This is a genomic window from Kribbella pittospori (genome assembly GCF_004331465.1).
In the GTDB taxonomy this organism is placed as follows: domain Bacteria; phylum Actinomycetota; class Actinomycetes; order Propionibacteriales; family Kribbellaceae; genus Kribbella; species Kribbella pittospori.
The window spans coordinates 82,143-94,752 of record NZ_SJKB01000006.1 but is presented as its reverse complement, the minus strand read 5'-3'; the positions used below and the strand labels follow the sequence as shown (position 1 = coordinate 94,752).

At 67.8% G+C, this 12,610-nt stretch carries 14 protein-coding genes; 4 read left to right on the top strand and 10 right to left on the bottom strand.

Annotated elements, in window-relative coordinates:
- The first annotated feature begins 61 nt into the window (after window positions 1-61).
- A complete protein-coding gene (locus E0H73_RS19905; protein WP_131358464.1) occupies window positions 62-1,540 on the top strand; it encodes a sensor histidine kinase in 1,479 nt (492 codons plus the stop codon).
- A gap of 54 nt (window positions 1,541-1,594) precedes the next feature.
- On the opposite strand, the gene E0H73_RS19900 is transcribed toward E0H73_RS19905, so the two are convergent.
- A complete protein-coding gene (locus E0H73_RS19900; protein ID WP_012922773.1) occupies window positions 1,595-1,846 on the bottom strand; it encodes a WhiB family transcriptional regulator in 252 nt (83 codons plus the stop codon).
- 434 nt (window positions 1,847-2,280) lie between these two features.
- On the opposite strand from E0H73_RS19900, the gene E0H73_RS19895 reads away from it, so the two are divergent.
- Window positions 2,281-2,697 carry a hypothetical protein gene (locus tag E0H73_RS19895; RefSeq protein ID WP_131358461.1) on the top strand — a complete coding sequence of 139 codons (417 nt, stop codon included), beginning with the start codon at window positions 2,281-2,283 and terminating at the stop codon, window positions 2,695-2,697.
- Window positions 2,698-2,699: 2 nt separating this feature from the next.
- On the opposite strand, the gene E0H73_RS19890 is transcribed toward E0H73_RS19895, so the two are convergent.
- The 8 genes from E0H73_RS19890 to E0H73_RS19855 all read right to left on the bottom strand — a co-directional run bounded on the left by E0H73_RS19890 (window position 2,700) and on the right by E0H73_RS19855 (window position 9,322).
- Window positions 2,700-3,485: an RNA polymerase sigma factor SigF gene (locus E0H73_RS19890; protein WP_131358458.1), complete on the bottom strand. Its 786-nt coding sequence runs from the start codon at window positions 3,483-3,485 to the stop codon at window positions 2,700-2,702.
- Window positions 3,482-3,874, bottom strand: a complete 393-nt coding sequence (locus E0H73_RS19885; protein ID WP_131358455.1) for an ATP-binding protein — start codon at window positions 3,872-3,874, stop codon at window positions 3,482-3,484. The genes E0H73_RS19890 and E0H73_RS19885 overlap by 4 nt, the downstream gene beginning before the upstream one ends.
- Window positions 3,875-3,995: 121 nt before the next feature.
- The gene (locus E0H73_RS19880) at window positions 3,996-4,817 is read right to left on the bottom strand and encodes an amino acid ABC transporter ATP-binding protein (RefSeq protein ID WP_131358452.1); all 822 of its coding nucleotides are present in this window, start codon (window positions 4,815-4,817) and stop codon (window positions 3,996-3,998) included.
- Window positions 4,814-5,776 carry an amino acid ABC transporter permease gene (locus tag E0H73_RS19875; RefSeq protein ID WP_131358449.1) on the bottom strand — a complete coding sequence of 321 codons (963 nt, stop codon included), beginning with the start codon at window positions 5,774-5,776 and terminating at the stop codon, window positions 4,814-4,816. Before E0H73_RS19875 ends, E0H73_RS19880 begins: the two co-directional genes overlap by 4 nt.
- Before the next feature lie 7 nt (window positions 5,777-5,783).
- On the bottom strand, window positions 5,784-6,686 hold the full coding sequence (locus tag E0H73_RS19870; RefSeq protein WP_131358446.1) for an ABC transporter substrate-binding protein: 903 nt from the start codon (window positions 6,684-6,686) through the stop codon (window positions 5,784-5,786).
- 172 nt (window positions 6,687-6,858) lie between these two features.
- Window positions 6,859-7,644: an amino acid ABC transporter ATP-binding protein gene (locus tag E0H73_RS19865; RefSeq protein WP_131358443.1), complete on the bottom strand. Its 786-nt coding sequence runs from the start codon at window positions 7,642-7,644 to the stop codon at window positions 6,859-6,861.
- On the bottom strand, window positions 7,644-8,465 hold the full coding sequence (locus E0H73_RS19860) for an amino acid ABC transporter permease (RefSeq protein WP_131358440.1): 822 nt from the start codon (window positions 8,463-8,465) through the stop codon (window positions 7,644-7,646). The genes E0H73_RS19865 and E0H73_RS19860 overlap by 1 nt, the downstream gene beginning before the upstream one ends.
- A gap of 11 nt (window positions 8,466-8,476) precedes the next feature.
- On the bottom strand, window positions 8,477-9,322 hold the full coding sequence (locus E0H73_RS19855; RefSeq protein ID WP_131358438.1) for an ABC transporter substrate-binding protein: 846 nt from the start codon (window positions 9,320-9,322) through the stop codon (window positions 8,477-8,479).
- A gap of 205 nt (window positions 9,323-9,527) precedes the next feature.
- Here E0H73_RS19855 and E0H73_RS19850 point away from each other — a divergent pair, with 205 nt between their 5' ends.
- Window positions 9,528-10,724, top strand: coding sequence for an NAD(P)-dependent malic enzyme (locus E0H73_RS19850; RefSeq protein WP_131358435.1), 1,197 nt, complete (start codon window positions 9,528-9,530; stop codon window positions 10,722-10,724).
- A 67-nt stretch (window positions 10,725-10,791) separates the two neighbouring features.
- Here the strand turns inward: E0H73_RS19850 and E0H73_RS19845 are convergent, their stop codons facing one another.
- On the bottom strand, window positions 10,792-12,126 hold the full coding sequence (locus E0H73_RS19845; RefSeq protein ID WP_131358433.1) for a hypothetical protein: 1,335 nt from the start codon (window positions 12,124-12,126) through the stop codon (window positions 10,792-10,794).
- Window positions 12,127-12,235: 109 nt separating this feature from the next.
- Here E0H73_RS19845 and E0H73_RS19840 point away from each other — a divergent pair, with 109 nt between their 5' ends.
- On the top strand, window positions 12,236-12,595 hold the full coding sequence (locus E0H73_RS19840) for a MerR family transcriptional regulator (protein ID WP_238164108.1): 360 nt from the start codon (window positions 12,236-12,238) through the stop codon (window positions 12,593-12,595).
- Window positions 12,596-12,610: the final 15 nt, after the last annotated feature.

The window sequence follows — 12,610 nt, the reverse complement described above, 5'->3', positions numbered from 1 at the left end:
CCACCCACTTGTCGAGCGCACCGCCCGAGGAGCTGGTATAGGCCATCGGTAGCATCGGGGCGTGCCGTCTCTGAGCGATGTGGCGCGGAACCACACGACCCTGGACCAGGCCGACCTGGACCGCCTGCAACTGCTCGTCTCGGACTGGCAGATGCTGGCCGACCTCTCGTTCGCCGACCTGGTGCTCTGGCTGCCCGACATCGAGGGGCTCGGGTTCTGGGCCGGGGCGCAGATGCGGCCGACCACCGGGCCGACGGCGTACCTCGACGACATTGTCGGCAGCTTCATCCCGCGCGGCCGCCGGCACCTGCTCGACCAGGCGTACGACGGCGGCCGGATCTGCCGCGAGGGCGACCCGGAGTGGCGCGACGACGTCCCGGTCCGGGTCGAGACGATCCCGGTCCGCCGGGGCACCAAGGTGATCGCGGTGATCGCCCGGAACACCAACCTGCTCGGCGTGCGCACCCCGTCGCGGCTCGAGATCGCCTATCTGCAGAGCGCGACCGACCTGGCCCGGATGATCAACGACGGCATCTTCCCGTACGGCGGGGAGCGGCTGCTGTCCACCACGCCACGAGTCGGGGACGGCTGTATCCGGGTCGATCGGCACGGGATGGTGACGTTCGCCAGCCCGAACGCGTTGTCGGCGTACCGGCGGATGGGCCTGGTCACGGATCTGGTCGGGAGCCGGCTGAAGGAGGTCACCGGGGAACTGCTGCACAGCGGGCACAAGGTCGACGACGTGCTCGCGTCGGTGCTGACCGGACGGGCGGCCAAGGAGATCGAGATCGAGAACTCCGACGCCACGCTGTTCCTCCGGGCGATCCCGCTGCGGGCCGACGGGCAGCACGTGGGCGCGCTGATCCTGCTCCGCGACGTGACGGAGCTGCGCAGCCGGGAGCGGGAGCTGGTCACCAAGGAGGCGACCATCCGGGAGATTCATCATCGCGTCAAGAACAACTTGCAGACCGTCGCCGCGTTACTCCGGATGCAGGGCCGGCGGATCAGCGTCCCGGAAGGTCAGGCCGCATTGGCCGAGGCCGTCCGGCGGGTCGGGTCGATCGCCATCGTGCACGAGACGCTGTCGGAGTCCTTCGACGAGCACGTGGACTTCGACGACGTGGCGGACCGAGTGGCGGCGATGGTGGCCGATGTGTCGACTGTCGAGACGACCGTGGAGACGCGGCGATCGGGGAACTTCGGGGTGCTGGACTCCGAGATCGCGACCCCGCTGGCGATGGTCCTGACGGAACTGATGCAGAACTCGGTCGAGCACGCGTTCGGTACGCGGGACGGCGGCGAGGCCAGCGGGACGGTCGAGCTGGGCGCCGAGCGATCCGTCGGCCGGCTGCACGTGACCGTCGTGGACGACGGACAGGGCTTGCCGGCGAACTTCGACTCGGAGCTGTCCGGGAACCTCGGGTTGTCGATCGTCCGCACTCTGGTGATCGGGGAGCTGAACGGGACCCTGGAGTTCGGTCCTCGCCACGACGGCAAGCCCGGAACCCAGGTCACCCTCGACATCCCGGTCAAGGAATAGGTGGGGAAATCGAAAGGCCCCGCGGATCCCGCGGGGCCGGGCGTTCTGGGGGCGTCAGGCGGTGCGGATGCGGGCGCGGGCGTTGCGGCGCTTCAGAGCGCGGCGCTCGTCCTCGCTCAGACCGCCCCAGACACCGTGATCCTGGCCGGCTTCCAGCGCCCAGGCGAGGCACTGTTCACGCACGTCGCAGCGACGGCACACCTGCTTGGCCTCCTCGATCTGCATGATCGCGGGCCCGGTGTTGCCGATGGGGAAGAACAGTTCCGGGTCCTCATCGAGGCAAACGGCCCGGTGGCGCCAATCCATGGCGGATCCCATCTCTCTCAGTAGTGGTCGTACGCTGTCGGGTAGGTCTGTGCCCGATCAGCAGTGCTGTACTCGTGATGCTTCTCGCACGGGGGGTTCATGGTGCGAGGTGCGTGTTGTGAACGTTTTCACGAACGAGACCATGTTCCCAATCTCAGCTGAGTGAAACAAGGGTTCTGGAGTTGTCGATCAGATCACAACACTTCCTTAACACTACGAACCGGTGCGCAATGGTTCGCCCCGTCCGGTAGCCGGACGGAGAAGCTCATCCGCAATCACCCGTTCACTGCAAGTAACCGATCCAACCGCTCATTGGTTACGCACAACCTCGAAACCCTTGTGGGGCTAGGGGTTCCGCGACCCGATCGGGCTCGCGGAAAGAGCAGGTGTTCGTCCCTTGCGCCCGAAGTACGACGGCACGTGACACTAAGCTGGTGAGCGTGCCGACCGACTCCCCAGCTGCCGCCGTACCGAGACCGCTCAAGCTAGCCGCGGCCGTGGTCGCTGCGGAAGGGCTTGTGCTCATCGTTCTGGGAATTGCCGAAGCATTTACGATCCATGGATCCCGGCTGGTGCTCGGACTGACCACCGCCGTCTTCTTCGTCGCGTACGGCGCCGGCCTCGGCCTGGTGGCCCGTGGATTGTGGCGCGCATCGACCTGGAGCCGTGGGCCGGCCGTGTTCGCGCAGCTGATCCAGCTGCTGGTCGCCTACAGCTTTTGGGGTGGGTCCACGAAGGCTGTTTCGGTGGCGCTGGCGCTCGCGGCGGTCGGCGTACTGATCGGACTATTCCAGAAGGCATCGACCCTGGCCCTGGCGGACGACCCGACCAAGGACCGTCCGGTCCTGTAGCCCTACTCCTTCAGCAGGCCCGCCCGGAGTTCGGTCAGGGTGCGGGCCAGCAGGCGGGAGACGTGCATCTGGGAGATGCCGATCTCCTCGGCGATCTGGGACTGGGTCATCCCGCGGAAGAACCGCAGCGTCAGGATCCGCTTCTCCCGGGTGTCCAGCTGGGCGAGCAGCGGTTTCAGCGACTCCCGGTACTCCACGCTCTCGAGCGCCTCGTCCTCGCCGCCGAGCCCGTCCAGCACCGTGGTGGCGTCGGCCTCGTTCTGGTCCGGAGCGTCCAGGGACAGGGTGTTGTACGCGTTCGCGGACTCCAGCCCCTCGATCACCAGATCCGGCGACAACCCGAGCCGATCGGACAGCTCGGCGACCGTGGGCGCGCGACCCAGCTCCTGGGTCAGCTCGGCGGTCGCGGCGGTCAGCGACAGCCGCAGCTCCTGCAGCCGCCGCGGCACGCGGATCGCCCAGCCCTTGTCCCGGAAGTACCGCTTGATCTCGCCCAGGATCGTCGGCGTCGCGTACGTCGAGAACTCCACACCCCGGTCGGAGTCGAAGCGGTCGATTGCTTTGATCAGGCCGATCGTGGCCACCTGGACCAGGTCGTCGTACGGCTCGCCGCGGTTGCGGAAGCGGCGGGCCAGGTGCTCCACCAACGGCATGTGCAGCGCGACCAGGCCGTCGCGGGCGAGGGCGCGGCTGGGATCGCCCGCAGCCATCGCCCGGAACAGCTCGGCCGTCCGGGTGCGCAGGTCTGTAGGTTCCTGGGGCTCGCCCAGTGAGCGGTCGTCGGTCACGCCTTCTCCGCGGCGGTGGCGGTTGCCGTCACGGTGATGGTGAGCCGGCCGTCGATGGTCTCGGCCGCCGCGGACTCGACCAGTGCTGTCAGCACGGTCCAGCCGAACGACGACGTGTCCGGCCGCCAGCCGTTCGGTACGACGGCGCTGGTCCGGACGGTGAGCTGCGGCGGGTCGATCTCGAAGACGCAGTCCAGCACGCCGTCCGAGGCCTGCGGCAGCAGCAGGGCGCACGCCTCGTCGACGGCGATCCGCAGGTCGTCGATCGCGTCCACGGTGAAGTCGTTGCGAGCCGCCAGGTTGCCGACCACCGACCGCGGGACGGCGATGTAGGCACTGTCCGCCGGGATACTCAGTCGGACCTCGGCGGATCGTCCGGTGCTGCTCACACTGCCTCCCTCGTGTCCGGCGGCCGCTCGGCTCACCATGCCGTACATCTTCCACGCTCGACGCGGTTGATGCACGGCGAGAGGGCCGGCCCGGTGCACGAACCGGCCCTGACGGCAGGAATCACGGGTGGTCGTGTTCGGAGTGCAGCCGGGTCAGGAAGGTCTTGGTGCGCTGGTGTTGCGGGTTCCCGAGCACCTCGCGCGGCCTGCCGGCCTCGACCACCACACCGGCGTCCATGAACACGACGGTGTCGGCCACGTCGCGGGCGAACGACATCTCGTGGGTGACCACGATCATCGTCATCCCGTCGTTCGCCAGCTCACGCATCACCGCGAGCACCTCGCCGACCAGCTCCGGGTCGAGCGCCGACGTAGGCTCGTCGAACAGCATCAGCTTGGGCTGCATGGCCAGCGCCCGCGCGATCGCGACCCGCTGCTGCTGCCCACCGGACAGCTGCGCCGGGTACGCCGCACACCGGTCACCGAGCCCGACCCGATCGAGCAGCTCCGTCGCCCGGGCCCGGGCGGCCTTCTTCGACTCACGCTTGACCTGGACCGGCGCCTCCGCGACGTTCTCGATCGCGGTCATGTGCGGGAACAGGTTGAACCGCTGGAAGACCATGCCGATCTCGCGCCGCTGGGCCGCGATCTCCTTGTTCTTCAGGCGGTACAGCCGTCCGCCGCGTTCGGCGTACCCCATCAGGTCGCCGTCGACCCAGATCCGGCCGCCGTCGATCGTCTCGAGCTGGTTGATGCAGCGCAGGAACGTGGTCTTGCCCGAACCGGACGGCCCGAGCAGGCAGACCACCTGTCCCCGGTCGACGTCGAGGTCGATGCCCTTCAGCACCTCGTTGTGGTGGAAGGACTTGGTCACGTTGACCGCGTGGACGAGCCGTTCCGTCAGGGGCTGGGCCGTCTCGGCGGCCGCAGCGGCTGTCATCATGCACCTCCCGCGCCGGCCGGGCGTGCCGCCCGTGGCGCCTGGGTTCCGAAGCCGCGGCCGAAGCGCCGCTCGAGGAAGTACTGGCCGACCATCAGCACACTGGTCGCGGCCAGGTAGTACAGCGTCGCCGCGACGGCGATCGGGAACGTCTTGTAGTACGTGCTTCCGATCGACTGCAGCTGGTAGAACAGCTCGCCGATCACCGGGACGGCCAGCAGCAGCGAGGTGTCCTTCAGCATCGCGATCGTCTCGTTGCCGGTCGGCGGCACGATCACCCGCATCGCCTGCGGCAGCACCACCCGGCGCATCACCTTGCCGCTGCTCATCCCGAGCGCCTCGGCCGCCTCGGCCTGGCCCTTGTCCACGCTCATGATCCCGGCCCGGGCGATCTCGGCCATGTACGCCGCCTCGGACAGACCGAGCCCGATCACACCGGCGACCAGGCCGGTGAAGATCTGGTTCGCGTCCAGGTTGAGGAACCGCCAGTCGCCGGACAGGCCGAGCCAGTCGATGATCTTGTAGTCGAACGGGATACCGAACGAGATGCCCTGCGGGAACAGCACTCCCAGCGTGCCCATGGTGAACAGCAGCAGGTACCGCGGCACGCTGCGGAAGAACCAGGTGAACGCCCAGGAGACCCCGGACAGGATCGGGTTGTCGGACAGCCGCATCACGGCCAGCAGGACGCCGCCGGCCACGCCGACGATCATCGACAGCACGGTCACCAGCAAGGTGCCCTTGATGAAGCCGTTGATCACCGACTGCTGGTTCATCGCCTGGAAGACGAAGCGCCAGTCGAATGCCTTGTTGGTCACCAGCAGATGGATCAGCATCCCGAGCAGGATCGCGATCACGGCGATCGCGACCCAGCGCCAGGGGTGCCGGACCGGCACAGCATCGATCGCACCCGGCCGATCGGCAGCCGAATCCGCCGGCCGGGTTTCAGTGTCGGTACTCATGGTCAGCTCACGGGTTCACGGCGAAGTCGGTGATCGCACCCGAGTCGTTGTTCCACTTCTGCAGCGAGCTCTTGTAGCTGCCGTCGGCCTCCATCGCCTTCAGCGCCTCGACGATCGCGGCCGCGAACGCGGTCTCCGCCTTCGGGACCACGTAGCCGTACGGCGCCGCGTCGTAGATGTCGCCGAGCTGCTCGAGCTGGCCGTTGGTCTGGCTGATCGCGTACAGCACGACAGGGGAGTCGGCCAGCATCGCGTCGGCCTTGCCGCCGACCAGGTCGGCGGTCGCCTGGTCCTGCTTCTCCCGGACCACCAGCTTGATCTCCGGCTTGCCCTCGGCCTTGCACTTGGCCTGCCGCTTGGGCATGTCGTCCTCGAGTTGCGTCGTACCCTTCTGGACCGCGACGGTCTTGCCGCAGGCGTCGTCGGCGTTGACGCCCTTCGGGTTGCCCTTCGCGGTCGCCCACAGGGTGCCGGCGTTGAAGTAGCTGACCATGTTGACCTGCTGCTTGCGCTTGTCGTTGATCGTGAACGACGAGACGCCGATGTCGTACTTGCCGCCCTGGACACCGGTGATGATCGTGTCGAACCCGGCCGGCTGCCAGTCGACGGTCACGCCGAACTTCTGCGCCACCGCGTTGAACAGGTCGACGTCCATCCCGACGACGGTCTTGCCGCCTTGCAGGAACTCGTTCGGCGGGTAGCTGGCGTCCACGCCGACCACGATCTTGCCGGCGGACTTGATCTTGGCCGGCAGCGCGCCACTCAGATCGGGTCCACCACTGGACGGCGCACTCGACGGAGCGCTGCTCGGAGCGCTGCCGGCACCGCTGTCGAGCGAGTTAGAGCCACATCCGGCGGCCGCGAGAACCAGGACGCCGGACAACACGAGCGTCCTACGCAGGACAGACATCTAGTCCTCCAAAGCTGGGTGCCGGACGGGCCCGGCGCCATGTGTCCGCATCTTGACACAGGCCGATAGCCGGGGCGCACCGATGGGGGCCCAATGGAGACCTATTCGTAGTCCTGGACCGCTGTCACGCTGCGGCCCGTCGACTTCGCGGACACGCAGCGTGACAATTCGGTCAGGTCGGCTCGACGTGGGTCGGGTCGAGCACCCGGCGCAGGAACGTCCGGGTGCGTTCTTCTCTCGGGTCGCCGATGACGTCGGCCGGCGGACCCTGCTCGACGATGACGCCGCCGTCCATGAACGCGACCCGGTCGGCGACCTCGCGGGCGAACGCCATCTCGTGGGTGACGACGAGCATCGTCATCCCCTCGAGCGCGAGTTTGCGCATCACAGTGAGGACGTCGCCGACGAGCTCGGGGTCCAGCGCCGACGTCGGCTCGTCGAACAGCATCAGCGCCGGATCCATCGACAGCGCCCGGGCGATCGCCACCCGCTGCTGCTGACCGCCGGACAGTTGAGCCGGGAAAGCGTCGATCTTGTCGCTCAGGCCCACCCGCTCCAGGTTGGCCCGCGCGACCCGATCCGCCTCGACGGGACTGCGTTTCAGCACCGTCCGCTGAGCGATCGTGCAGTTGGCCAGCGCGGACAGGTGCGGGAACAGGTTGAACTGCTGGAACACCATGCCGATCTGCTGCCGGGCGGCGTCCAGGTGACAGTCCGGGTCGGTGATGTCCTCACCACGTACGAACACCTGTCCCTGCTGGGGTTTCTCCAGCAGGTTCACACAGCGCAGCAGCGTCGACTTGCCCGAACCAGACGGCCCGATCACGCAGACGACCTCGCCCTGCTCGACGGAGAAGTCGATGCCGCGCAGGACGTGGTTGCTGCCGAAGGACTTGTGCAGGTTCTTGATCTCCACCGACCGGGGTGGTGGGGTGGGGGAGGTATCGAGGTTAGCCATCAGCGCGTCCTCTCCGTCCTGGCTTCGAGCCGGCGGACCAGGATGCCGAGCGGCAGTGTGATCAGCAGGTAGCAGAAGCCGGCCGTGACGAGCGGCGTCAGGTTGGCCTCGGTGTTGGCCAGGTCGCGGCCGAAGCCGGTCAGCTCGTACCCGTCCGCGGCGACACCGATCATGAACACCAGCGACGAGTCCTTGACCAGGAGGATCAGGTCGTTGGTCAACGGCGGCAGCACGATCCGGAACGCCTGTGGCAGCACGATCTTGCGGGTCGCCAGCCCGGCCGGCATCCCGAGCGAGCGGGCCGCCTCGACCTGTCCCTTCGGCACCGCCTGGATACCGGCCCGGATCACCTCGGCCATGTACGCCGACGCGACGATCCCGAGCGCCAGCCAGACCACGCCGTACGGGTCCCAGGGAATCGTCATGCCCTCGAACGCCAGCGGCAGCAGGCTGAACGCGATGAACACCACGATCGCCGGCAGGCCGCGGAAGAACTCGATGTAGGCGGTTGCGATCCACCGGTACGGGCCGACCTGGCTGAGCTTCATCAGCGCCAGCACGGTGCCGCCGACCAGACCGATCACGAACGCGCCGGCGGTGTACTCCAGCGTCTTGACCAGCGCGGTGAGAAGCCCGTTCTGGAAGGCTTCCTTGATGAACTGCGGCTTGAAGAAGACGCTGACGATTTGGCCCCAGTCCGCGCTGACCGCGGCGATCAGGACGAGAACGACGAGGACGGCGTACTGGATCCCGCGGGAGCGGCGAGCCCGTTGCCGCGGGCTCAACCCCTTCCGCTCAACGGTTTCGGTGGCAGCGGTCATGTCCTGTCGGCTCACTTCTTCGGCTCGACCCCGAACCACTTCTTGTAGATCTCGTTGTACTTGCCGTCCGACTTCGCCGTGGTCAGCAGGCTGTTGAACTTCTCGACCAGCTTCGGCCCGCTGCCGTCCTTGAGGGCGGCGAAGCCGTAGTGCTCACCGGTGTCGAACTCGGCCACGACGGCCATGTCCGGGTTGTCCTTGATGAAGTCGTACAGCAAGCCGTTGTCGTTGATGGCGGCGGCGACCCGGCCGGACTTCACGTTGTTCTCCTGCAGCGCCGAGTCCGGGAACGGGATCACCTTGTAGCCGTACTTGTCCTTGTTCTCGTCGGCGTACTTGTGGCCGGTGGTGTCGGCCTGGGAGCCGAGGATCTTGCCGCGCAGGTCCTCCAGGCCCTTGATGCCGGAGTCCTTCTTGGCCATCAGCACCTGGGTGGCGTCCATGTACGGGTCGGTGATGCTGATCGCGGCCTGCCGCTCCGGCGTGATCGTCATCGCGCCCATGCCCATGTCGCACTTCTTGGCCTTGAACGCGGCGCCCGAGGTGACCTGCGCCCACTCGATGTTCACCACTTCCTGCTCCAGGCCGAGATCCTGGGCGACCAGGTCGAGCAGGTCGACGTCGAAGCCGACGACCTTGTTGCCGTCCTTGTACTGGAAGGGCTTGTACGGCAGGTGGGTGCAGACAGTGAACTTGCCCGGCTTGACCAGCGTGATGCCGGCCGCCTTCGCCTTGTCCTCGGATCCACCGGCGCCCGAGTCGTCGCTGCCACAGGCGGCGAGCGCGAGCGCGAGGACGGCGACCGTGGTGGTGGCGGCCGTCAGGCGGCTCCTGCGGAGGGTGGAGACGATGTTCATCGCGAATTCTCCTCGACATGGTGGGGGAAACCGCATCCTGACACAACAGGCAGTCCGGCGCCTGGGGTTCGTCTCGGAGCGAGACTGGATCGTCACCGGATTGTGGGACCCCTCACAGCAGACCAGTAGGCCGTGTGGTTTACTCGTGCGCACGGGCGATCCCCTGTTGTCGAACACTTCCACCCATGTTTGCGAAAGGGCTCTGATGGTCGCCCAGCCATGCTCACCAGAGGTTTCCGACCCGTACGCCGGTGATGCCGTCTTCGAACTGCATCGCGGTGGCAAGATCGAGGTCACCTCGTCCGTGCCCGTCCGCGACGCCGCGGACCTGTCCAAGGCCTACACCCCGGGCGTCGCTCGCGTCTGCACCGCGATCGCCGAGAACCCCGCGCTGGTACGGCGCTACACCTGGAAGTCCAACGTGGTCGCGGTCGTCACCGACGGCACCGCCGTACTCGGACTCGGTGACATCGGGCCGGCCGCCTCGCTGCCGGTGATGGAGGGCAAAGCCCTGCTGTTCAAGGAGTTCGGCGGCGTCGACTCGGTGCCGATCGCGCTCGACTGCACCGACGTGGACGAGTTCGTCGAGACAGTGGTCCGGCTGGCTCCGACGTTCGGCGGCATCAACCTGGAGGACATCTCAGCGCCGCGGTGCTTCGAGATCGAGCGCCGGCTGAAGGAGCGCCTGGACATCCCGGTCTTCCACGACGACCAGCACGGTACGGCGGTCGTCGTACTGGCTGCACTGCGGAACGCGCTCCGGGTCACGGACAAGTCGATCAGCGACATCCGCGTGGTCATCTCCGGTGCGGGTGCGGCCGGGGTCGCGTGTGCGCGAATCCTTTTGCAGGCAGGGGTTGGCGACCTGGCGGTGGTCGACAGCAAGGGTGTGCTGCACGAGGACCGCGCCGACCTGAACCCGGTGAAGTTGTCGCTGGCCCGGGACACCAACACCGGTGGGCTTTCCGGTCGCCTGGTGGACGCGCTCGACGGTGCCGACGTGTTCCTCGGTGTGTCCGGCGGGACGGTGCCTGAGGAAGCGATCGCCCGGATGGCGCCGGGGTCGATGATCTTCGCGCTCGCGAACCCGAACCCCGAGGTGCACCCGGACATCGCGCACCGGCACGCCGCCGTGGTCGCGACCGGCCGCTCGGATTTCCCGAACCAGATCAACAACGTGCTCGCGTTCCCCGGCATCTTCCGCGGTGCCTTCGACGCCAACGCGTCCCGCATCACCGAGGGCATGAAGCTAGCCGCGGCGGAGGCCCTGGCCGGCCTCATCTCCGCCGACGACCTCCGCCCCGACTACATCATCCCGTCCCCGTTCGACCCCCGAGTCGCCCCAGCCGTCGCCGGCGCAGTGGCAGCCGCGGCCGAAACCGACGGAGTCGCCCGCGCCTGAACGGTCGCTGTCGGCTTGTGTCACCGCTGGCGGGATAGTTTCGCGCCAGCGGTGACATAACCCGCTATCAGCTACGGACGATCATTCGCTCCCACCAGTGGGCGGCTTGGTTGAGCATGGGGATGTTGTGGCCGCCGGACTGGACGTAGCCGGTCATGGCCAGGCGGGAGTAGACCGCGGACATGGTGCCGCGGCCGGAGCCGTCGTACCAGCCGCCGCGGCGGATGTCGTCGTCACCTGTGCCCGGGAACGTGGTGCGGTCCAGGTCGAGCCAGGGGAAGTCGGCGGGGACCGCGAGCTGGGTCGCCTCGATGAACCGGTGCGTGTACTCGATCTTCGCGTCCAGCCCGTGCCAGAACTGTCCCGGCGCGAGCACGCTGCGCGGGGGAGTGCCACGCCAGTACGACGCCAGCCAGGCAGCCGAGTCCGGCACCTTGACCCGGTTGTCCCGGACCGCCTTCAGCGCCGTACCCAGCTGGGCGATCGCGTTCGGGGACCAGCCGTAGGTGATCAGGTACGGCTGCTCGCCGGTCTCCTCACCGATCACGTACTTCGCGCCGTCCAGCGGGAAGCCCGCGGGAGCGCCGGCGTAGATCAGGTCCGGGTCGATCTGCGTCGTGCCGAGCAGATGCCGGGTCCCGGACGCGGCGGCGTCGTTGTACGTCGCGGTGTGGAACCGGCCGTAGCCGGTGGCGAGTGCGCGGACCGCGGCGTACTGGTCCAGTGACAGCATCGACGGCGCCCAGTGCTCGACGTCCCAGGTGCCCATGTTGCCGTCGTCTCCGGCGACGAAGTGCGGGAAGGCACCGACGTACCGGTCGTTGTGGAACGACGAGACGGCCTCTTCGCTGGTGTACTGCAGCGCCGCGACGCGGTCCAGCATCCCGCGGGCCGCGGCGTCGGCGGACTGGATCCGTGCCAGATCGCCGTGCCGGTGCTCGAGGTACCCGGCGTAGTCGACCAGCAGCTCAGCGCGTCCTGTCAGCGTGCGGATGTCGCCGGTACGCAGCACCTTGTCGGGCTGACTGGCGTACAGGTCCAGGAGCGCGGTCATGAAGGTCTCCAGGTTGGCGCCCAATCGCGGATCGCTCTGGAGATAAGGGCTTCGCAGGAACTGCAGGGCCAGGTCCGTGCTCATCTGGCCCGGCTTCCGCCCCAGGATGTAGTTGAGTAGCTCGTCGGCGGCCTGGCGCTGGTGCGGGTCGCCGGTGACGTCGTACATCGCCGCCAGCGCCGCGTGGGCATGCGACGCGCCCTCGAAGCCCGGGTCGGTGGCAACGCCGTCGGCGGTGATCTGCAGGTAGGCGCCGGTGACCTGTGCGGTCGGTGCAGCGGGGGCGGCCGTGGTCTGTCCGGTCAGCAAGACAGCGGTCAGGCCTGCGACCATCAGTGCGCGTAGCATCGGTTCTCCTCAGGGGATTACGGTCATGGCCCTTATTGCCGATCCGGGGGCAGGTTAAACTCCGACACGCATGTGAGAGTCGAGTCGTGGAGGTGGCGACGCGGTGCGGATGGGCGAGATGGTGGCGCGGACCGGGGTCAGCGAGCGGTTGCTCCGGTACTACGAGGACCAGGGGCTGCTGACGCCGCAGCGCCTGCCGAGTGGGTATCGGGAGTACGCCGAGAGCGACGTCGACGTGGTGGCCAGGATCCGGACCTTGCTCGCGGCCGGGCTGTCGACGGCGACGATCTCGCAGGTGCTGCCGTGTGTCACGGCGAAGCTGGAGCCGAGGTGCGAGGTGCTCATCGACCAGTTGCACCAGGAGCGCGACCGGATCACCGCCTCGATCACCGCCCTCGAGGAATCCCGCCGCCTGCTCGACGGCGTCCTCTCCGCCCCAGTCGTGAATTCGGTAACTGACGCCGACTGAACCACTGACGAGTGC

Coding starts and splice junctions, on each gene's coding strand:
- E0H73_RS19840 (WP_238164108.1), top strand. CDS start 12,236: ATGGGCGAGATGGTGGCGCGGACCGGGGTCAGCGAGCGGTTGCTCCGG.
- E0H73_RS19900 (WP_012922773.1), bottom strand. CDS start 1,846: ATGGATTGGCGCCACCGGGCCGTTTGCCTCGATGAGGACCCGGAACTG.
- E0H73_RS19850 (WP_131358435.1), top strand. CDS start 9,528: ATGGTCGCCCAGCCATGCTCACCAGAGGTTTCCGACCCGTACGCCGGT.
- E0H73_RS19860 (WP_131358440.1), bottom strand. CDS start 8,465: ATGACCGCTGCCACCGAAACCGTTGAGCGGAAGGGGTTGAGCCCGCGG.
- E0H73_RS19865 (WP_131358443.1), bottom strand. CDS start 7,644: ATGGCTAACCTCGATACCTCCCCCACCCCACCACCCCGGTCGGTGGAG.
- E0H73_RS19875 (WP_131358449.1), bottom strand. CDS start 5,776: ATGAGTACCGACACTGAAACCCGGCCGGCGGATTCGGCTGCCGATCGG.
- E0H73_RS19855 (WP_131358438.1), bottom strand. CDS start 9,322: ATGAACATCGTCTCCACCCTCCGCAGGAGCCGCCTGACGGCCGCCACC.
- E0H73_RS19845 (WP_131358433.1), bottom strand. CDS start 12,126: ATGCTACGCGCACTGATGGTCGCAGGCCTGACCGCTGTCTTGCTGACC.
- E0H73_RS19870 (WP_131358446.1), bottom strand. CDS start 6,686: ATGTCTGTCCTGCGTAGGACGCTCGTGTTGTCCGGCGTCCTGGTTCTC.
- E0H73_RS19880 (WP_131358452.1), bottom strand. CDS start 4,817: ATGATGACAGCCGCTGCGGCCGCCGAGACGGCCCAGCCCCTGACGGAA.